The 21,375-nt window shown below is 38.6% G+C and carries 17 protein-coding genes; 12 read left to right on the plus strand and 5 right to left on the minus strand.

What is annotated here, in order from left to right:
* Positions 1-32: 32 nt before the first annotated feature.
* Both H4J69_RS04735 and H4J69_RS04740 read right to left on the minus strand, forming a co-directional pair.
* Positions 33-269 (minus strand): SlyX family protein, encoded by a 237-nt coding sequence (locus tag H4J69_RS04735; protein WP_070374932.1) that lies wholly within the window; start codon positions 267-269, stop codon positions 33-35.
* Positions 270-281: 12 nt separating this feature from the next.
* Positions 282-1,280 (minus strand): hypothetical protein, encoded by a 999-nt coding sequence (locus H4J69_RS04740; protein ID WP_310733505.1) that lies wholly within the window; start codon positions 1,278-1,280, stop codon positions 282-284.
* A gap of 131 nt (positions 1,281-1,411) precedes the next feature.
* On the opposite strand from H4J69_RS04740, the gene fkpA reads away from it, so the two are divergent.
* Complete coding sequence (fkpA, locus tag H4J69_RS04745) at positions 1,412-2,167, plus strand: FKBP-type peptidyl-prolyl cis-trans isomerase (RefSeq protein WP_070374931.1); 756 nt, start codon at positions 1,412-1,414, stop codon at positions 2,165-2,167.
* A 132-nt stretch (positions 2,168-2,299) separates the two neighbouring features.
* On the opposite strand, the gene H4J69_RS04750 is transcribed toward fkpA, so the two are convergent.
* Positions 2,300-3,409 carry an NAD(P)/FAD-dependent oxidoreductase gene (locus H4J69_RS04750; protein ID WP_310733586.1) on the minus strand — a complete coding sequence of 370 codons (1,110 nt, stop codon included), beginning with the start codon at positions 3,407-3,409 and terminating at the stop codon, positions 2,300-2,302.
* 212 nt (positions 3,410-3,621) lie between these two features.
* Here H4J69_RS04750 and H4J69_RS04755 point away from each other — a divergent pair, with 212 nt between their 5' ends.
* From H4J69_RS04755 to H4J69_RS20060, 4 genes are all read left to right on the plus strand, one after another.
* Entirely contained in the window at positions 3,622-5,421 is a 1,800-nt protein-coding gene (locus H4J69_RS04755; RefSeq protein ID WP_182244190.1) for an assimilatory sulfite reductase (NADPH) flavoprotein subunit, read from the plus strand.
* Positions 5,421-7,169 (plus strand): assimilatory sulfite reductase (NADPH) hemoprotein subunit, encoded by a 1,749-nt coding sequence (gene cysI, locus H4J69_RS04760; RefSeq protein WP_220467858.1) that lies wholly within the window; start codon positions 5,421-5,423, stop codon positions 7,167-7,169. The genes H4J69_RS04755 and cysI overlap by 1 nt, the downstream gene beginning before the upstream one ends.
* Complete coding sequence (locus H4J69_RS04765) at positions 7,162-7,938, plus strand: phosphoadenylyl-sulfate reductase (protein WP_157470904.1); 777 nt, start codon at positions 7,162-7,164, stop codon at positions 7,936-7,938. The genes cysI and H4J69_RS04765 overlap by 8 nt, the downstream gene beginning before the upstream one ends.
* A gap of 261 nt (positions 7,939-8,199) precedes the next feature.
* The gene (locus H4J69_RS20060) at positions 8,200-8,328 is read left to right on the plus strand and encodes a hypothetical protein (protein ID WP_259364607.1); all 129 of its coding nucleotides are present in this window, start codon (positions 8,200-8,202) and stop codon (positions 8,326-8,328) included.
* A 390-nt stretch (positions 8,329-8,718) separates the two neighbouring features.
* Here the strand turns inward: H4J69_RS20060 and H4J69_RS04770 are convergent, their stop codons facing one another.
* Positions 8,719-9,633, minus strand: coding sequence for a TIGR03899 family protein (locus tag H4J69_RS04770; RefSeq protein ID WP_182221210.1), 915 nt, complete (start codon positions 9,631-9,633; stop codon positions 8,719-8,721).
* Positions 9,634-9,901: 268 nt separating this feature from the next.
* Between H4J69_RS04770 and H4J69_RS04775 the strand changes: the two genes are divergently transcribed.
* Positions 9,902-12,124 carry an EAL domain-containing protein gene (locus H4J69_RS04775; protein ID WP_182243103.1) on the plus strand — a complete coding sequence of 741 codons (2,223 nt, stop codon included), beginning with the start codon at positions 9,902-9,904 and terminating at the stop codon, positions 12,122-12,124.
* Between the two features lie 76 nt (positions 12,125-12,200).
* Here the strand turns inward: H4J69_RS04775 and H4J69_RS04780 are convergent, their stop codons facing one another.
* Positions 12,201-13,379: an MFS transporter gene (locus H4J69_RS04780; protein WP_182214689.1), complete on the minus strand. Its 1,179-nt coding sequence runs from the start codon at positions 13,377-13,379 to the stop codon at positions 12,201-12,203.
* A gap of 173 nt (positions 13,380-13,552) precedes the next feature.
* Between H4J69_RS04780 and H4J69_RS04785 the strand changes: the two genes are divergently transcribed.
* The 6 genes from H4J69_RS04785 to fadB all read left to right on the plus strand — a co-directional run bounded on the left by H4J69_RS04785 (position 13,553) and on the right by fadB (position 21,373).
* Positions 13,553-14,236, plus strand: coding sequence for an ABC transporter ATP-binding protein (locus H4J69_RS04785; protein ID WP_182214687.1), 684 nt, complete (start codon positions 13,553-13,555; stop codon positions 14,234-14,236).
* A complete protein-coding gene (locus tag H4J69_RS04790; RefSeq protein ID WP_182244189.1) occupies positions 14,221-15,192 on the plus strand; it encodes an HlyD family secretion protein in 972 nt (323 codons plus the stop codon). Before H4J69_RS04785 ends, H4J69_RS04790 begins: the two co-directional genes overlap by 16 nt.
* Positions 15,185-16,342: an HlyD family efflux transporter periplasmic adaptor subunit gene (locus tag H4J69_RS04795; protein WP_182244188.1), complete on the plus strand. Its 1,158-nt coding sequence runs from the start codon at positions 15,185-15,187 to the stop codon at positions 16,340-16,342. The genes H4J69_RS04790 and H4J69_RS04795 overlap by 8 nt, the downstream gene beginning before the upstream one ends.
* Positions 16,339-17,550, plus strand: coding sequence for an efflux RND transporter periplasmic adaptor subunit (locus H4J69_RS04800; protein WP_182244187.1), 1,212 nt, complete (start codon positions 16,339-16,341; stop codon positions 17,548-17,550). Before H4J69_RS04795 ends, H4J69_RS04800 begins: the two co-directional genes overlap by 4 nt.
* Positions 17,550-18,785, plus strand: coding sequence for an ABC transporter permease (locus H4J69_RS04805; RefSeq protein WP_182214680.1), 1,236 nt, complete (start codon positions 17,550-17,552; stop codon positions 18,783-18,785). The genes H4J69_RS04800 and H4J69_RS04805 overlap by 1 nt, the downstream gene beginning before the upstream one ends.
* A gap of 419 nt (positions 18,786-19,204) precedes the next feature.
* A complete protein-coding gene (gene fadB / locus H4J69_RS04810; RefSeq protein WP_182214679.1) occupies positions 19,205-21,373 on the plus strand; it encodes a fatty acid oxidation complex subunit alpha FadB in 2,169 nt (722 codons plus the stop codon).
* The last annotated feature ends 2 nt before the right edge of the window (positions 21,374-21,375 follow it).

The following is a 21,375-nucleotide window of genomic DNA, read 5'->3' on the forward strand; positions in this document are numbered from 1 at the left end:
GTATTTATTTGAATGAAAGCTCAGGTTAAGAGTTAATAATGTGGTGGTGGCGGTTCGATATCTTGCGACTGATTTTGACCCGGATTATTATCTTGAACACGACTTGCGATTAACTTTAGCTGTGCCCTAATGTCTGAAATTTCTAATTGATGAACAGCAAGTTCATTATTCAACTGTTCAATAACATCGTCTTGAAAGGCATTACGAGATTGCAGCGCTTCAACATTTTCTTGTAATTCGATGATTTTTTTTTGTATTTCTGTTGTCATAATTTGGGGTACCTAACGCGACTTTCTTTGCCAAAGCTCAGCGTATCCTGATGAACTTTCGGTGATTATTTGGTTCTTTCCTCGAAAGGCGACACTATACACTACCGCGCCTGCAGCACGTATACTTTCTTTTGGCGTAACTCGCCAGCTGTCAAGCCGCTCTCCGGTTAGTATGCTCCATAGGCTAACTTTTCGAGTTGGGGCTCCTGTTAATAGTTGAGTACCATCATCAGAAAACCTTACTGAGCTAAATATTTCGTGACGGTTATAGTATTGAAGTTGGCTAATGCGTTTACCTGTTTTTAAATCCCATATGTTTGAAGATTTTTTACTGTCGGCAGTAAAAGCAAACCGACCTTTAGGGTCTAGAGCCACCATAGTAACGCGACTGGGATGATTAAATCGGTAAATAACCTGCCCACTTTCTGTATCCCATACATAAGCGACGTAATCATTGCCTCCTGAAATAGCGATACGGCCATTGGGGAGCATATCAACCGCATTAATTTTTTCTGTATGACCTAAGAACTCTAAGCGACGGCCATTGCTCATAGTAATGTGAACAACGGTGCCATTACTTTTACCGAGTAAAATAAAGTCACCATTATTGGACAAGGCAATATCACGAATCGTTGACTCGCGTACTTTCCAATAACCTTCTGATTGCCCTGTTGCTATATTCCACAACGAAAACGCTTCTCGATTTGCGGTCAATGCATGGCTATTATTATTGGATATATCGGCTAACAGCACTAAATTATCGCTACTATCTTGCTGTTGTGACCAGCTGTATTTTAATGCATTCTCTTCTATGTCCCATAAACTTAAGCCATGATAAATAGAAGAGACAACACTGTATTTGCCATCATTAGAAATATTAGCTGCATAAGCACCATCTGTAGCATGCTGCCAACGCTGTACAGGCTTGTCCTCTGCAGGCTGGCAAGCACTGTTCAATAAGGAAAATAGACAGATGAAAAGCAGTGTTAGCTTGTTATTACACTTAATCACAATATTAATACTTTTTTCTTAGTTAATTTATCGTTAGTATAAGCCGCATTGTCTAACAATACATAATATTTAATCAATGGCTTAGGGGGACTTCCTCCAACTGAGTACTAGGTTACGTTAACGGAGAAAAAATGAAATTATTTAAGCCAACTATGTTAGCTATTGCACTTGTGTCAGTGTTTGGCTGTCAAGAAAGTGTAAAACCAACCGAAACAGCGCCTGTTTTAGAAACTGAAATGCAAAAACAAGCTTACAGTTTAGGTGCTTCAATTGGCATGTACATGCAGAAGAATCTTGATCAACATGAGAAGTTGGGTGTTCCACTTGACCAAGCATTAATTACTCGTGGTTTCATGGACAGTCTTGCTGGCAAATCAATCATTGAGAAAGAAGAGATCCAAGCACTATTAATGAGCCTTGATGAACAAATGAAAGCAAAGCAACTAGCAGCAGCAGACGCTGAATCTGAAGCGGCAATTGCTGAAGGCATGAAATTTTTAGAAGAAAATGCTAAGAAAGAAGGTGTACAAGTTACTGAATCAGGTATTCAATACCTTGTTGTAACTGAAGGTGAAGGTGATAAACCTAGCGCTACTGATACAGTAACGGTTCACTATAAAGGTACTTTCTTAAACGGTGAAACTTTTGATAGTTCATATGAACGCAATGAACCAGCAGTATTCCCTTTAAATCGTGTTATTAGCGGTTGGACAGAAGGCGTACAGTTAATGTCAGTGGGCTCAAAGTACACTTTTACTATTCCATCTGATTTAGCTTACGGAAAAAATGGCAACCCGCCACGTATTCCTGGTAACTCAGTATTACAGTTTGAAATTGAATTATTAGACATTCAAAAATCAGCTGAACCAGAAGAAATCACTCAGTAATATTATTACTTTAGTGTTAAAGGAGCCAATTGTGTAAGCAATTGGCTTTTTAATTCATTTTAGAAACTTAAAATATAAACACTCATTTTTCACTCGCCATAAATACCTTACTCACTTTCAAATATATAAGCATTATATGGCTAGTCTTTCGTCGACATATTCAGCTATAGCTAAACTAGAAGTTAAGCCGGGTGAGTCAATACCAAACAGATTCACTAATCCTTTCAAGCCATGCACTTTTTCACTTTGAATGACAAAATCTTTAAAACCATCATTCGGACCTTCTAATTTCGGACGAATACCCGAATAAGCAGGCTGTAATCTTTCGCTATCTAATGAAGGGTAATAGCGTTGAATCGCGGCAACAAATTTAGCTTTTAGAAGCGGAGAGACTTCATAATCAATATCATCTATGTACTGTGTGTCGGGACCAAATTTTAATTGTCCGCCAATATCTAATGAGGCGTGAATACCTAAACCATGCGCTTCGGGTAAGGGATAAATGAGTTGTGTAAAAGGACTTCTCCCTTGGTATGAAAAATAATGGCCTCGACAATAATAAAGCGTTGGAATATGTGACTTTTTTAAATCACTAATATTTTCGGCAACTTTAGTACTTTGTAATCCCCCTGAATTAATTAAATAATCACAATGCAGCTGCATTATTTCATCTTGACTATTTAAAGTAACAACAAAGCCATCATTATTTTTATCTGCCTTTATAAAGGTGGTTTTTCCAACAAACTGACCATTATTATGCTCAATTTCTGCCAGTAAAGCCTGCATATAACGATGACTATCAATAATACCTGTTGAAGGGGAAAGTAAGGCAGCGGTGGCATGTAATGCTGGATTTGACTTCTTAAGCTCGTCTGCCGTTAACCAGACGAGATCATTAACATCATTAAGTGCTGCTTGTTTTATGGTTTTCGCTAAACATTGCTCTTCTTCCTCGCCGTGGGCAACCAGTAATTTTCCTAGGCGTTGATGAGGAATGCCTCGATCTTTACAATATTGATAAAGCTTCTCTTTTCCTTGCACGCATAGCTTAGCTTTTAAACTGTGCTGAGGATAATAAATGCCGGCATGAATAACTTCACTATTACGACTACTGGTTTCTTCACCAAAGCCAGCATTTTTATCAATAATGAGCACGTTATTGAGCTTATTGCTAAGTCTTGCCGCAATGGCTAAACCCACGACACCAGCGCCAATAATTATTGCGTCTACTTTTTCCATCATTTTATCTATTCTTTTAGCTTGAATTAAGTGTGGTCGCCCCTTATCTAAATTTCAAGAAAAAGAATGTCTTAAAATTTAGATAAGAGTGTGGGTAAAGGTTCAAAGAACTGACTTATTCTATTTTGGAATAAAAAAGCCTTTTCTATTCTTTTTATTATATGCAAAGTCAGTCTATTATTATTTTACTAAATTTAAATGGGCGAATTCACATTATGTTGCCAAACCAACAGAACTTACAAAAAACTATGCTAGATGCTGACCAACTTTCATCATTACAAAACGCTATTGGCAGTTACTCTCAGTTGCAGCTTGCATGGGCAAGTGGTTACTTAGCGGCTAAATCTGAAGGAGCATCGTTAAGCGTTAGCCCTACAGCTTCAGCTGTTGCAGCTCCTGCGCCTGTATTAACCATTTTATTTGGTTCTCAAACCGGAAATGCTAAAGGTGTTGCTAAAGCGTTAGCCGCACAAGCACAAGCAGAAGGTCTTACCGTCGACTTAAAAAGCATGAGTGACTTTAAGCCAAAAAGCATTAAAAATCTGACTCACCTATTAATTGTCGCCAGTACTAATGGCGAAGGTGAAGCACCCGATGATGCGATTGCTTTACATGAATACTTAGGCTCGAAAAAAGCGCCAAAGCTCGATGATTTACGCTATAGCGTTTTAGCCTTGGGCGACACTAGCTATGAGTTCTTTTGTCAAACGGGCAAAGACTTTGATGATTACTTAAGTAAGCTTGGTGCAAAACAGATTACCGCACGCGTTGACTGTGACGTTGATTACGAAGCTGAAGTAAAAGCATGGTCAGAGACTATTGTTAAAGATGTAAAAGCCTTGTTGGGTAATGAGATTGATAGCCATAATGTTGTGGTAATGCCAACACTTGGCGCGTCTAGCGAATATACAAAACAGGCGCCTTATGCTGCTGAGTTAAGTTTAAGCCAAAAGATCACCGGTCGTGATTCAGCAAAAGATGTTCGTCATATTGAAATCGATTTAGCCGATTCAGGTATCACCTATCAAGCCGGTGACGCTTTAGGTGTGTGGTTTGAAAATGACACTGAGTTAGTCGCCGAACTTATTGCAATACTTGGTTTGTCAGGTAATGAAAATATTGATGTTGGCGGTGAACGTTTATCACTGGAACAAGCATTAATTTCAACATTAGAAATTACTCAAACAGTGCCTAATTTCATTAGCTTTTGGGCGGATAAATCACAAGATAAAGCTTTGCTTACCTTGAGTGAAGATAAAAATGCTGCGCGTGAATATGCGGGTAACCATCAAATTATTGATGTAGTTAAAGCAGCTCCGGCGAAAGTAACAGCACAAGACTTTGTTGATGCGCTTAGAAAGATTACTCCACGTTTATATTCTATAGCCTCGAGCCAAGCTGAGGTTGAAGAAGAAGTACACTTAACGGTGGGCTTAGTTGAATACAGCGAAAATGATCAGTTAAGAAGTGGCGGTGCCTCAAGCTTTTTAGGTAAACGCTTAGCAGAAGGCGGCACAGTTAAGGTTTTCATTGAACACAACGATAACTTTCGCTTACCTGAAAATGGCGATACGCCTGTGATCATGATTGGCCCAGGTACTGGTATTGCTCCTTTTAGAGCCTTTATGCAAGAACGTGAAGCAAGCGAAGCAAGTGGTGATAACTGGCTGTTTTTTGGTGATCAAACCTTCACTCAAGATTTTTTATACCAAGTGGAATGGCAAGGCTATTTAAAATCAGGCTTGTTAACGCACCTTGATTTAGCCTTTTCTCGTGATCAAGCGGCAAAAATATATGTGCAAGACCGTTTACGTGAAAAAGCCAGTGAGATTTTTGCTTGGTTAGAACGTGGCGCACATTTATATATTTGTGGTGACATGAGCCGTATGGCAAAAGATGTTGAGCTTGCCTTGGTGGATATTATTGCTGAGCATGGCAAGTTGAGTACAGAACAAGCACAAGATTATTTAAAAGAATTGCGTAACGCCAAGCGTTTCCAAAAGGATGTTTACTAATGACTACAACAAATAAAGAAATCGTATTAACAGGTCCAGGACCGTTAATTGTAGAAGGTAAACAGGCTGATAACGAACGCTTAAAAGCAGATAGTAATTTTTTACGAGGGACAATTGTTGATGACTTAAAAGACCAAGTCACCGGTGGTTTCACTGCAGATAATTATCATATTATCAGAACTCATGGTATGTATCAGCAAGATGACCGTGATATTAGAACTGAGCGTAGTAAACAAAAATTAGAACCTTTGCATAATGTTATGTTACGAGCTCGTATGCCTGGCGGTATCATTAAACCAGAGCAGTGGTTGGCTATTGACAAATTTGCTCAAGAGAGCACTTCATATGGCAGTATTCGCTTAACAACACGTCAAACATTTCAATTTCATGGTGTGTTAAAGCCCAATATTAAATTAATGCACCAAACATTAAATAGTATTGGTATCGACTCAATTGCGACTGCTGGCGATGTTAACCGTAATGTTCTGTGTACTTCTAACCCTATTGAGTCAGAACTTCATCAAGAAGCTTATGAATGGGCTATTAAAATTAGTGAACATTTACTGCCTAAAACACGTGCTTATGCAGAGATCTGGCTAGATGGCGAAAAGCTTGAAGGCCCTGAAGGTAAAGAGACACAAGAGCCTATTTTAGGCAGCAACTACTTACCACGAAAATTTAAAACGACTGTTGTTATTCCGCCACAAAATGATATTGACGTTCACGCTAATGATCTCAACTTTATCGCTATTGCTAAAGATGGAAAATTAGTTGGTTTTAACGTACTTGTTGGTGGTGGTTTAGCGATGACTCATGGCGATAAGTCAACGTATCCTCGCAAGGCTGACGATTTTGGCTATGTGTCTTTAGAACATACCTTAGATGTTGCGACCGCTGTTGTAACAACACAACGCGACTGGGGAAACCGAGTTAATCGTAAAAATGCTAAAACTAAGTACACACTTGACCGAGTGGGTGTAGAAACCTTTAAATCGGAAGTTGAGAAACGTGCCGGTATTACTTTTGAAACCTCTCGTCCATACGAGTTCACTGAACGTGGCGATCGTATTGGTTGGGTTGAAGGTTTTGACGGTAAGCACCATTTAGCCTTATTTATTGAAAATGGTCGCTTATTAGATAGCCCAGGTAAACCCCTTAAGTCAGGTGTTGCTGAATTAGCGAAAATACACAAAGGTGATTTTCGTATGACTGCTAACCAAAACTTAATTGTCGCGGGTGTAGCAACTGAAGATAAAGCACAAATTGAAAAAATTGCCCGTGAATATGGCTTAATGAACGACACGGTTTCAAAGCAACGTAAAGATTCTATGGCTTGTGTAGCATTTCCTACCTGTCCATTAGCTATGGCTGAAGCAGAACGCTATTTACCGGGTTTTGTTACCGACGTAGAAGGCATTTTAGCCAAACATGATATGAGTGATGAAAGTATTATTTTACGTGTGACTGGTTGTCCAAATGGCTGTGGTCGTGCGATGTTGGCAGAAATTGGTTTAGTTGGTAAAGGTCCAGGTAAATACAATATGCATTTAGGCGGCAACTTGGCAGGAACGCGAGTACCTAAAATGTATAAAGAAAACTTAAGCGAACAAGATATTCTTGATGAAATGGATATGCTAGTGGCTCGCTGGTCATCGGAAAGAAACAGCAATGAAGCGTTTGGTGATTTTACTATTCGTACCGGCATTATCGCAGAAGTGAAAAATAGTAAGCGAGATTTTCATGACTAAACCTATTATTAATAGTGCTGATATCGCTGCGGCAAAAGCACCGATTAATAACCGTTTTCCTGCGTCTTTACCTAAGCCTTGGCTTAACCAGTGGAACGAGCTATTAGAGCAGCAAACCGCGACTGAACGAGTTGAATGGTCGATGGAAAATTTACCATCGCAGTTCGTTTTGTCTTCTAGCTTTGGCATTCAATCTGCGGTTATGTTGCATATGTTGACGCAAGTCGATGCGAATATCCCGGTGATTGTTACCGACACTGGACACTTGTTTCCTGAAACTTATCAGTTTATTGAACAGCTCAACGAACGTTTGAAATTGAATTTACACGTTTATAGCGCGACAGAAAGTGCGGCATGGCAACAAGCAAAATATGGTGAAGAATGGGCAAAAGATGAAACATCACTCAAAGCTTATAATCGCCGTAATAAAGTTGAGCCGCTAGAACGTGGTTTACATGAGCTCAATGCAGCAACATGGTTTTCTGGCGTGCGTCGTCAGCAATCAGAGCATCGTGAAGGCTTGTCTGTAGTCAGTATTTTACGCGGTCGTTTTAAAGTACATCCTATTATTGATTGGAGTAATAAGGATGTACATGAATACCTAACTAAGCATAACTTGCCCTATCATCCTCTATGGGACCAAGGCTATGTATCGGTTGGCGACACACACAGTACACGGCCATTAACGTTAGGTATGAATGAAAGTGATACTCGCTTTTCTGGCATGGCCAGAGAATGTGGTCTACATACTGACGGTGACGGTATTTAAATAACGCCCAACTTAACGTTTACTATTAAGGACAAACATCTTAGATGCTTGTCCTTTTTTATGTTGGGTACTTTTTGTCGGGAAAAAACTGCATTTCAGTATCTGTTTTCGTGTTTGTAAGTACAGATCCTGAAACAAGTTCAGGATGACGGGGGTTATAGCAGGATGACGGTGCTTATAGCAAGATGACGGGTTACAGCAGAATTAAGGGTTATAGCAGGATAACGTTGCTGGTAGCAGGATGGCGTTGCTGGTAGCAGTATGAATAGGCTTGTATCTTTATTGAGAGGCTTGAAGTTTAGTGACACGATTTTGTCGATAGTTGCAGGGTCTGATGCCCACTCTTGTCGTCATGCTGAACTTGTTTCAGTATCTGTATTTTGGGGGTAAGTACAGATCCTGAAACAAGTTCAGGATGACGGGCTTATAGCAGGATGACGGGCTTATAGCAGAATGAAGGCTTATAGCAGGATGGCGTTGCTGGTAGCAGTATGAATAGGCTTGTATCTGTATTGGGACCTTGAAGTTTAGTAACGCGATCAGGTCGATAGTGGTAGGGCTTGATGCCCACTCTTGTCGTCATGCTGAACTTGTTTCAGTATCTGTATTTGGGGAGGAAGTATAGATCCTGAAACAAGTTCAGGATGACGGGGGTGGTAGCAGGATGACGGGGTTGGCAGTTATATGACGTTGCTTATAGCAGGATGACGGGGCTGTAGCAGTCAGAGGGGCTTGTATCAGTATCTATATTGGTGGCTCTCAAACCACCAATTCTTATCCTTATCCCTCTGTAATTGAAAAATTTTCGCTTAATGCACTTTTTAAATGCTGTAAATAAACATCATCAATATTATCGCTGATTAGACGTGCTAGCTCGCTGCCTATTGGCGTAAATTTATAAAACTTCAGTACACAAGATGATTTTTTTGCGGTAAGCGTTAATGGCTTACCGTTAAAGTTAAAATGGAACGACTCTGACTTGTTCATTGGGCTAGATTCTGTCTCTTGAATAAAGACCAGGTGATTATCGGCTAGAATTAATAAATCAGCATAGCTCAATGAAAATTGGTTGAAGGGTATATTCTGTTCTCTATTTTTATTAAAAAAGTTTAATAAGCCGGGTGTCTGATAGGCTCCTGAAATAATACGTATATTTCTTTTTGTTTGTTCTGTCACCGCTAAACTACAGGCCTTTGCTAACAATTTCGCTTCCGTGATACTCATGGCACGAAAAACCTTGAGGGTTTTAGTGGAAAATGAACCGGGTTGTGATATTTCCCCTGCTAGTATTTTTGCCCACAAATTTTGCATGGTGGTATTACTGACATCTTCGGCGAGTTCGGTAAAGGTACTAAACCAATCAGCATCTGCTTTATGGGTAAACTCGGTAGCAGAGCAGTAATTTACTGACTTTTTTATAATAGCTTCAAGATTCTCTTGTTTTCGTAATGCGGCAATCCGTGCTCTTTTTTGGGTTCTTTCTTCTAATGGCATCTGTTTTTCTGAAGAAATTAAGCCACCATCAAGTACAAAGTTTTTAGCCAAGGCAAGCAGTTGCATTTGGGAAGAAACACCGGCATTTTTTTTATTGCCGCTATTTTTAGCCGTAGATTCTGTTGTTTTTATTACTTCAGTGTTAACCGGTTCCTCAGCAATAACCAGCGGTGCAGTTGAGGGTTCGTTGATGTCTTTCATAAAAATTACCGTAACTAATATATTATTTTCATTACTATTTTTTCTAAGCATACGCTGGAAAATTAAAATCAGCAATATTCTCTTTATTCATCTAAACTTAACATAAATTAAGGAAGCAATTGAAATTATGAATATAATTGTAATTCTAGGTTGAATATTATTTAACTGACTCTTATTATGTAGTTTATTGGAAACATGATTCATAATAAAATTTGATGTGATAAAAAAACCTTAATCAGTAGTATTTTTCTGGTTAAATGAGGACGATATGCAGGCTTCTGAAAATAATAATGACGACTTTTTATTTATTGATGATAGTGATGAAGATGAAATTCTAAATGATGGCAGTGCTGAAACGTGGAAGGTTCTGATTGTTGATGACGATCCCGAAATTCACTCTGTTACTCAGTTAGCACTCTCAGATCTCGTCGTCTTAGGTAAAAATCTAGAGTATATACATGCTTACTCTGGGCGTGACGCATGTCTGCTTATTGAAGAGCACGAGGACATCGTTTTGGTATTACTCGATGTTGTTATGGAAACGGATGATGCGGGCTTAAATGTTGTAAAACATATTCGAGAAACTTTATCTCGTCAAGATATACGTATTGTTTTGAGAACCGGTCAACCAGGCTATGCTCCTGAAGAAAGTGTTATCAAAGATTATGATATCAATGACTATAAAACCAAAACAGAGTTAACTCGTCGCAAGTTAGTGACTACCGTTTATGCCGCTATTCGTTCATATCAACAAATTCATTCGGTTAATCAAAACCGCTTGGGCCTCGAAAAAATAATTAGTGCTACTGCTGACTTACTTGAACTGCACAGTATTCATGAATATGCAGAAGGTGTGTTGTCGCAATTAATTAAGTTGAGTAAGAGCCATTGCAGTGTTTTTTGTGCGCGTGGGCAAGGTATTATTGAGGGTTCTGACGATTTAAGCTTACATATCTTAGGTCAAATCGGTCATGACGCCGAACTGATTAATCAAAAAATTTCCTGCTTCGACAGAGATTCAGCACAAGATCGCATGAGTAGCTGTTTCACTCAAAAACAAAATAATTATGGTAGTGACTTTGCGGTATTGTATTTAGCAAGCGGTGGTTATCGCGCGGTTATTTATCTTGAAGTTGAGCAAGAATTAACTGATATTCAAATACAGTTAATCGAAGTGTTTTTAGCCAATGTTGCCATCGGTTATGAAAATGTTCACCTTTTTCAAAAACTACGTAATGCTGCCTATCGTGATTGGCTGACTGAGCTGCCAAATCGTTTAGAGTTTGTTAATTTACTCGACAAATTTAGTCAATCAGAAGAACCCAATCTTGTTGCCGCTTTAATAGATATAAATCACTTTAGTGATATTAATGATGGCTTAGGACAAGATTTAGGTAATAAGCTGTTGCTCGCTGTTACAGAGCGCATGAAAGAATTAGGAAAACATTGTCAGCTTGCTCGAATGGGTGCCGATGTTTTTGGTGTTATTGGTCCGGCTGAAAGTGTAAACCCTGATAAATTAATGTCATTATTTCATCGTTCGTTTACCGCGGGAGAACAACTATTACCTGTCACGGCATGTTTTGGGCTGTGCTCAAAAAGTAGTGCCGGTTCACAAGGGGTAAAGGTTCTTAATCAAATAAATATCGCCTTGAATTTAGCCAAAAAAAGTAATCACGAAAATTTTGTTTATTACAAAAAAGAAATGGAAGATGAAACACTTTGGCGTTTAGGTATGATCAGGCAATTACGTACTGATTTTGCAGATAATCGTTTAGAGCTTTGGTATCAGCCTCAGCTTAGCTTAATTACCGGCAAGGTTATTGGCGCTGAAGCATTATTGCGCTGGCGAACCGCCGAAGGAAAATTTATTTCACCGGCTGTGTTTATTCCTCTAGCAGAATATTCAGGGTTGATTGTAGAAATTGGTGATTGGGTTATTAACCAAGCCTGTAAACAAATAAAGGTATTAGAGCAACAGAAATTCGATCATGTTGGTATCTCTGTTAATGTTTCTATCCCACAATTTAAACGTGATAACTTCGTTGACAGTATCATTCAAGCGACGATTAATCATGATGTTAAACCAAGTAAGCTCGAATTAGAGATCACTGAAAATATTTTAATGGATGAACCACAAGTTGTTATTGATGCATTAGTTAAGTTGAAAGCTGAAGGTATCAGTATTGCGCTTGATGACTTTGGTACGGGCTATTCATCAATGAGTTATTTACAACAACTACCGCTTGACCGTTTAAAGGTCGACCGTTCATTTATTACGGGTATTGCAGAGCCAGGGCAGTCATTGATTGCAGATACGATTATTAACCTCGGTAAGCAAATGAACTTAAAAGTTATTGCTGAAGGTATCGAAGAGGAAGAACAACAAGCGCATTTAATCGCTCAAGGGTGTGACGAAGTACAAGGTTTCTTTTATGCTAAACCTATGCCTGCTGATGAGTTTTTAACCTTCTTACGTAACAATAAGTAATAAATACTGATTGTTGCTAGCTTGAATAAATTAAAGCCGAGATATAATGTCTCGGCTTTTTTATCGGCTAATATAGTTAAGATGTTTCTTGGTATCTAAACTCGACGCCTTCCCTTGGTTGGCATGGAATAAAGTGCGATAAAATCAAAGAACAACAAGCAAAGCCAGCACCAATATAAAAGACCCATGACGGGTTATAAATCCACACTAAACCAAGCAACGCCGGAATAACCACAGCGGCAATGTGATTAATTGAAAAACTAACGCCAGCACTTGATGCTAAATCTTCAGGCTTGGCTATTTTTTGAAAGTAGGTTTTAATCGCAATAGCTAAAGCAAAAAATAAATGATCTATCACATATAAGCTTGCTGCGATCGTCGAGTTTTCGACAAAGCCATAGGCAATAAAGATAGTAATTAAACCGATATATTCAAATTTAAGCACCCGACGTTCACCAATAATGCCAATCAATTTGCCTATTTTTGCTGCGAATAACCAATTAAAAACATAGTTTATTAAGAATAATGCACTGATATCAGCAACGCTATAACCAAATTTTTCTACCATTAAAAAACCCGCGAATACGGTAAATATTTGGCGGCGCGCACCACTAAAGAAAGTCAAAGCGTAGAACAACCAATAACGTTTACGTAGTATCAGGCTTTTTTCTTGTTCGACCTTAACGGGAAACTCTTTAAAAGAAAGTGCCAAACAAATAGTGAGTACTAGGCCGAGTGCACCAAATAAGGCATAAGTACTTTGATAAGACCACGAGAACTTTTCCATCATCAACCAAATACTGCTAAAAGCGAGTAGTGATGCCGCTGATTTTACCGATAATAGACGCCCTAAAAAATGGGCTGTTTTATCTTTATCAATCCATTGCATGGTTAACGATTGGTTCACGGTTTCAAAATAATGAAAGCCAATAGACATGATAACAGTGGTCAGATACAAACCTAAAACAGAAGGAAAAAATCCGGTCATTATTACCCCAATAGCGGTAACGGCTAATGAAATAATGGCTAATTTTTGTTCTTTAATAAACAGTAGTACATAAATAACGGTAAAGGCTAGAAATCCAGGTATTTCACGGAGACTTTGTAAAATGCCAATTTCTTTACCGGTAAAACTGGCTTTTTCGATAACAAAATTATTGAGTAAAACCATCCAAACGCTAAATATTAGCGGCATAATAAATGCCATGGCGAGCAATAAATTCTCTGGTTTGTTGAAGCGTTCTTTAATTGACATTATTTTCCAATATTTGAGGCTGTAAATGCAGTCTTAATTGAAACAAATTATTACAGTTCAGCAGTATGTGATTAAAATTTAAAGCTATATATTGTTACGCGGGCTATTTTACCTTTATTTGTTAGATAAAAGTAATGGCATCAACAGGGATTAATTTTTATGGAGCGTAATAAGTGATCAAAATCGATAACATCAGTCGAATTTATGGTGAAGGTGAAACTCAAGTCATAGCCTTAAATAATGTTTCTTTAACCATTGAAAACAATGAATTCGTTGCGATAATGGGCACTTCGGGCTCAGGAAAATCAACCTTAATGAGTATCTTAGGTTGTCTCGATACACCGACTTCTGGTGAATACTTATTATCTGGTGAGTCAATAAAAAATATTGATGACGAAAGCCTTTCTAAGATCCGCAATCGTAAAATAGGTTTTATCTTTCAAACCTTTCATTTACTACCTCGTTTAACTGCCCTTGATAATGTTATTTTACCACTACGTTACAGTAATGCCGATCAAGAAGACGCCAAAAAACGTGGTATGGAAATGCTTGATAAAGTAGGTTTATCTTCGCGTTGGCACCATAAACCCTTTGAAATGTCTGGTGGGCAACGTCAACGTGTTGCTATTGCTCGGGCGCTAGTAAATCGTCCAGAAGTGATTTTTGCAGATGAACCGACCGGTAACCTAGATTCTAAAACCTCTTATGAAATTATGGATTTACTCTGTGAGTTACATAATCAAGGACAAACTATTGTTATGGTGACTCACGAAGAAGATATTGCTGCGTATGCTGACAGAATGATCCGCATGAAAGACGGTAATATCATTGAGGACCGATTATGTATCAAAAACTAATATTATCAATCGCTATACTTGCTTTTAGCGGCTTCTCCTTAGCCGAAGGTCAAACTCCCTTGATTTTATCCGGTCAAATTAAAGCCAGCGACAATCAAACGTTTTACTCACCTAAAACAGATAGTTGGAATGTTCAAGTGCAATGGTTACTACCAGAGGGTGATATAGCTGAAGAAGGCGATCTAGTTGTCGTCTTTGACAGTGGCTCAATTCAAAGTCAAATAGAACAAGAAAAAGTAAGTTTGATTGCCGCGAATGAAGAGTTATTTCGTTTGACTAGTAGCGCTAAGCAATCACTTTTAGAAGCGACTTACGGACAAAAGAGAACGGCTTTATTACTTGATAAAGCACGAATTGATGCCGGTATTGCTGTTGTTCATTTAAGTGAATATGATTATCAGAAAAACCAACTTCAGCTTGAAAAAGCGGTTGTTGCTAATGCGAAATCACTCGAAAATTTAAAGCAAGTCAAGGTCGCTAATCAGGTTGCCGTGACTAAGCAAAAAATTACGATTGTAAAGCATCAGGATAAATTGCAATACAATGAGTACAAACTCAAGCAGATGAGTGGCTATGCTGAGCGAAGTGGTCCGGTACTTTATGGGATCCATCCTTGGAGTGGTGAAAAAGTATTTGTCGGTATGACGGCGCAACCTTCTTGGGAAATTGCAAAAATTCCTTCGGTAAATGGCTTATATATTGAAGCTTGGGTACATGAAGTTGACTATAAAAATATGCGTGTGGATAGCGTTGTCGATTTTAAGCTAGATGCTTTTCCACAATATAACCTTGTGGCTACATTAACCGAAATATCGAGCCAACCCGAAGAACGTAAAGAATGGGGCAACGATGTTTATTATCGCGCTGTGTTTTCTTTTACGCTTGATGAAGCCTTAACGTTATTACCGGGCATGAGCGCTCAATTAGAATTTACAGGAGTAAGCCCAAGTGAATAAATATTTTGCAATCATGTTGTTAGTATTGCTTTGTGCTTGTGAAAAAGCACCTAGCGAAACCGTGAAGTTAGAACAAGTGCGTCTAATTGTTACCGCTAGTGGAGAATTAGAGTCAAAACAAACGGCAATGATAGCACCACCGTCAGTTTCTGGTATGTGGCAGTATCAAATTAAGCAGCTAACACCGGAGAATACCCGTGTAAAAAAAGGCGAAGTGATCGTTGCCTTTGACAGTAAAAAGGTGGTGGATAGGTTGGTTGATAAACAAGCTGACTTAGACCGGGCGCAAAAAGAATTAGAAAATAAGAAAATTAAGGAAGAAGAATCAGAGCAAGAACTTATTCTCAGTATTGCTGAAAAGAAAATGGAATATGAAAAAGCGGAGCGTAAAGCCGATATTATTGATAACAGTCGCGCTGAAAATGATCGTAAAAAGTCTGTGATTGATTTTACTATTGCCGAAAATGATTTGTTTCTTGCGAAAGAGCGACTGACTTTTCATAAAAACAATAAAGCACTTAATTTAAAGTTAGCTAAAGGAAAAGTAAACCGCTTAACCGCAGAGGTAAATGATTTTAAAAGTGACATTGAGCGTTTGAAAGTTAAAGCACCGATTGATGGTATGGTTATCTACCGAGCTAATTGGCAAGGAGAAAAGCCAGCGGTGGGTGAGAGTATTCAATTTGGCCAACCGGTTGTTGAGCTTGCTGTTATTGAACAGATGCAATTAAAAGCACAAATTGCTGAACCTGACAGTGGTAAAATCAAACTTAATCAAAAAGTTAAAATTATGATTGATGGTACTCAAGAAATTGTTTTACAAGGTAGTATTGTTGAACTAGGACGTGTTTTTCGTGATAAGTCATCACAAGATAAACGTCGTGTTTTCGATGCAATCATTGCTTTTGAACAACCTAAAGATACGGTGATACGTCCAGGCATGACTGCGCGTATTGAGGTTGTTACCGCCATGATTGATAACGCGTTAACTTTGCCATCGCAGGCGGTTAAGTTAGAAAATGGCCAAGGGAGTGTTCGAATCACCGGTCTTTTTTCGGATCATGAAGAAACCATTGAGGTTGCTCATATAGTCGGAGATAAAGTGCTCATTAAAAGTGGCCTATCACAAGGAGATATAGTGGCTTTATGAAATATTCACAACAATCAATAATGAAAAAATCTTTTATCGTTAGTTTATTATCTATTGCAATAACCGCTTGTTCTGGGCAAGAAAACGATCCTTTGTTATATGAGGTGACCAAACAAGACTTTATCGTTAATGTCCCGGCAAAAGGCGAACTGTTTGCAGCAAAAGCCACGGTAATAAATGCGCCAATGAGTCGACAAGGACCACAAAACATTTCATGGTTAGCACCAGAATTTTCACACGTTAAAAAAGGTGATGTTATTGCCCGCTTTGACGGTGAAGCGATGGAAATTCAAAGTAAAGATAGACAAAGTGAATTGTCGATCACCGAACAAGAAATTATTGAAAAAACTGGCATGCTTACTCAAGCACTTAACTCAATTAACAAAGATATTGGCGTGGTAGGTCAAGAGAAAAATTTTGCAGAAAATTTTTCAATCAATGATGATCAAATACGTTCGAAATTAGACATCCTTGATTCATTACAAAACACCCAGTACTTAGGGTCTAAAGAAGAATATCTTTATTGGAAAAATGATAGTTTTAGTAGCAGTTCAGCGGGAGATATGGGCTTGCTGGAAATGAAGCAAGCGCAAAGCAAAAGTAAATTAAAACAGTTAAGTGAAGGCCTAGCAAAACTTGAAGTTAAAGCACCGCACGATGGCTTACTTGCTTATAAAGCTAATTGGCGTGGAGAAAAACCACGTGAAGGCCAGTCATTATGGCCGGGGCAAAAAATTGCCGAGTTACCTGATATCAGTAACATGAAAGTTAAGTTATTCGTTTTAGAAAGTGAGGCGGTAAATTTAGCCGTAGATAAATCGGTAATCTTCTTTTTAAATGCTTATGCGGATAAACCGTTTAAAGGAAAAGTTGAGACAGTTGCCCCGTTTCCTACCTCGATAAAGCGTGGTGATCCACAAAAATATTTTGAAATTATTGTTATTTTAGCCGAGCAAAATAGTGAGCTATTTGTACCCGGAAGAAAGTTAGAAGCTAATATTGAAATTATCGCCACCCGCCAAAAAATTATTATTCCGTTGCAAAGTGTTTTTGTCGAAGCAAAGCAGACGTTTGTCTACTTGTATAAAAATGGCGACTACACTTCATTACCCGTTACCTTAGGGCAGGCGAGTTTAAGCCATGTTGAAGTTTTATCAGGGCTTAAAGTAGGTCAGAAAATAGCATTAACCGACAAGGAGCATAGTTAATGAAATATTTAGCGATTTTTTTGGATACTTTTTCCGAGCTTGCTCAACATAAGTTACGCACGTTGTTAACTTTACTCGGCATGATTTTTGGCGTTGGTGCGGTTATCGCGATGCTTAATATTGGTGAAGGTGCGGAAGCTGAAGCGATGAAAATGATCGACTCGATGGGCTTACATAATTTAATCATTGAAGGGAAAGTTTTTGAAGAAAAAGAACTACAAGAACAACGTAAACACTCTCCGGGTTTAAGTATCAGAGACGGTGAGATTAGTGCGCGTTCATTACCTTTTGTTACTGCCTTTAGCGCGCAAAAACTTATCGATACTTACAGTATTTTCAGTGGTGAAGGGAAAAGTGATGGTGAAGCAACAGGGGTGAGTGCTAGCTTTTTTGCATTGTCTAAATTCCATGTAGCACAAGGGCGTTTACTCAACGACAGTGACGATAAAAACTTTTCTCAGGTGGCACTGCTTGGTTCATCAACCGCAAAACAGCTCTTTCCAAAAGGCAATGCCATCGGTCAAAATATTAAAATTAATCACCTGTGGTTTAAGGTGGTTGGCGTATTACAAGCGCCATTTTTAAAGAAACAAGAGTTTCAAGGCATAAAGCTCGGTGGTGACCAACGTCAGGTGTTTATTCCATTAAAAACCGCAATACATAAATTTGCTAGTAAAAAGCTAGCGAGTGAAGTCACCAGTATTAAACTTAAGCTTGATGAGAGTGTTGATCCTATTAGTGCAGCGCAAGCCGTGAGTCATTTGCTTAATCGTCGTCATAATGAAGTCGATGATTATAACTTAGTTATTCCTGCCGCATTATTGGCCCAGCAAAAACAAACACAGCAAATATTTAATATTGTCATGTCATGTGTTGCCGGTATTTCTTTATTAGTGGGCGGAATTGGTATTATGAATATAATGCTTGCTACTGTATTAGAGCGCACCAAAGAAATTGGCTTGTTGCGTGCGGTTGGTGCAACACAAAAAGATATTCGCTTACAGTTTATTGCTGAGAGTTTTACTATTTCAATTATGGGTGGCATCTTGGGGGTGTTTTTTGGGATTATGCTCTCAGAGCTTATCGCACTTTATTCTGAATGGGCGGTGTCATGGTCAACAAGTGCCATTATCTTGTCTTTTAGTATTTGTGCTTTAGTCGGTTTAACCTTTGGTGTTTATCCAGCCATTAAAGCGTCCAAGCTTGACCCTATTGATGCCTTACAAAGTGACTAGTTAAGATAACCTATTCCCCCGTTATTATAGCTTAAAGCGTCATTAGTATTTGATGACGCTTTGCTCTTTATTTTTATCTGAAGATTATCGCCGCTTTTTAGTCGAGAGTGCTAGCGGCGAATGTTAAATTTATTTTATCGATTTATTTATCTAGCACGGGCTTTTAGGATTAATCTTAGTCTCTTGTGTCTATCGTCTTTTAGGCCCTATTAATCGGCTTATACCGCGAGCCATTCTTTCTGTCTTAGTTAAAAAACCATAGATTAATACACCTAATTAAAACACCTGTTTAAAAAATTTGCATTTATTTTTCTTTCAAGGCACACTCAATCGTCTATTATTATAAAAACTGATCAGTTAAATTATCATTTAATTGAGTTCAGACCCTATTTTTATCCCACTAAACGAGGAAACTAGGCATGTTATTTCAAGGTCAAAACCTTTCTGCCGAATTACTGAATGACGGCATTGTTGAATTTAAATTCGATGCACAAGGCTCAGTGAATAAGTTTGATCAGCAAACTTTTAAAGAATATATCGAAGTGGTTGCTGCTATTAACAATTGTGCAGATGCTAAAGGCGTACTTGTAACGTCTGGAAAATCTAACTTTATTGTTGGTGCAGACATCACTGAATTTTTAACAATGTTTAAACTTCCTGAAGCGGAACTTATCCCTTGGATAAAAGGCGGCTCAGACGTTTTTGATTCATTTGAAGACATTAAGCTACCAACAATTGTTGCACTTAATGGTTTTGCTTTAGGTGGCGGTTGTGAAATGAGCTTAGCTTGTGACTACCGTATTGCTGATACAACATGTTCGATAGGTTTACCTGAAGTTAAATTAGGCCTTATTCCTGGTTTCGGTGGCACAGTGCGCTTACCAAGAATTATTGGCGCTGATAATGCTGTTGAGTGGATGTCTACGGGTAAAGCGTTTAAGCCTGAACAAGCAATGGCTGTTGGTTTACTTGACGCGGTTGTTGCGCCAGAGCATTTACGCGAAGCCGCTATTAACATGCTTAAACAAGCAATGTCTGGTAAGTTAAATTGGCAAGCTAAACGTCAACAGAAACTTGAAGCGTTAAAGCTTAGCCCTGTTGAATCAATTATGACCTTTAATACCTGTAAAGGTATGATTGCCGCTAAAGCGGGTAAACATTACCCTGCACCTATGATGATGGTAAAAACTATCGAAGCTGCTGCTTTACTCGGTAGAACAGAAGCCATGCTTATTGAGAATACAAACTTTGCTAAGCTTGCTAAAACTGATGCGGCTACGGCGCAAATTGGTTTGTTTATGGCAGATCAAGTCGTTAAAGGCAAAGCAAAAAAAGCCGCTAAAATGGCGACTAAACAAGTGAATAAAGCCGCTGTGTTAGGCGCTGGTATTATGGGCGGTGGTATTGCTTATCAGTCTGCTTATAAAGGCACGCCAATCATTATGAAAGACATTAATGATGCAGCACTTGATTTAGGCTTAAATACTGCTGCTGGCATTTTAACCAAGCAAGTTGAACGCGGTCGTATGAATATTAAGACTATGGCTGGCGTGTTAAATAACATCACACCAACCCTTAGCTACGATAGTGTTAAAGATGTTGATATCGTGGTTGAAGCGGTAGTCGAAAACCCTAAAGTAAAAGGTATGGTCCTTGCTGAAGTAGAAAGCTTTCTTTCTGAAGATGCCATTTTAACCTCTAACACCTCAACGATTTCTATCGATTTGTTAGCGCAAAGTGTAAAACGTCCAGAAAACTTCTGTGGTATGCATTTCTTTAACCCGGTAAACAAAATGCCATTGGTTGAAGTTATTCGTGGTAAAGCAACTTCTGAAGAAACCGTTGCGGCTGTTGTTGCTTACGCGGCTAAAATGGGTAAATCACCGATTGTTGTTAACGATTGTCCTGGCTTTTATATTAACCGTGTTTTATTCCCATACTTTGCTGGCTTTAGCCAATTAATGCTTGAAGGTGTTGATTTTGCTGCTGTTGATAAAATCATGGAAAAACAATTTGGTTGGCCAATGGGCCCAGCATACTTACTTGATGTGGTGGGTGTTGATACCGCTGATCATTGTACGGGTGTTATGTCATCTGGCTTCCCAACGCGTATGGCAAAAATTGATAATGACCCAGTAAGCACTCTATACAGTAATAAACGTCTTGGTCAGAAAAATGGCAAAGGCTTTTATGATTACGGTCAAGACAAGCGTGGTCGTCCAACAAAAGTAGCTTCAGCTGATGCTTACGCATTGTTTGAAAGTACCTGTGCAGACAAAAAAGAATTTAGTAGTGAAGACATTATTGCTCGCTTAATGATCCCTATGGTCAATGAAGTGGTGCGTTGTTTAGAAGAAGGTGTTGTTGATACTGCCGCTGAAGCTGATATGGGCTTAATTTACGGTATTGGTTTTCCACCGTTTAGAGGTGGTGCAATTCGTTATTTAGAAACGTTAGGTTTAACTAACTTTATTGCCATGGCTGATAAGTATGCGCATTTAGGTGAAATTTATCAGGTAACTGATGGATTACGCGAAATGGCTAAATCAGGTAAATCTTATTTCAACACCGACGTAAAAACAGCATAAGC

The organism is Colwellia sp. BRX10-9 (assembly GCF_014077405.1).
In the GTDB taxonomy this organism is placed as follows: Bacteria; Pseudomonadota; Gammaproteobacteria; order Enterobacterales; family Alteromonadaceae; genus Colwellia_A.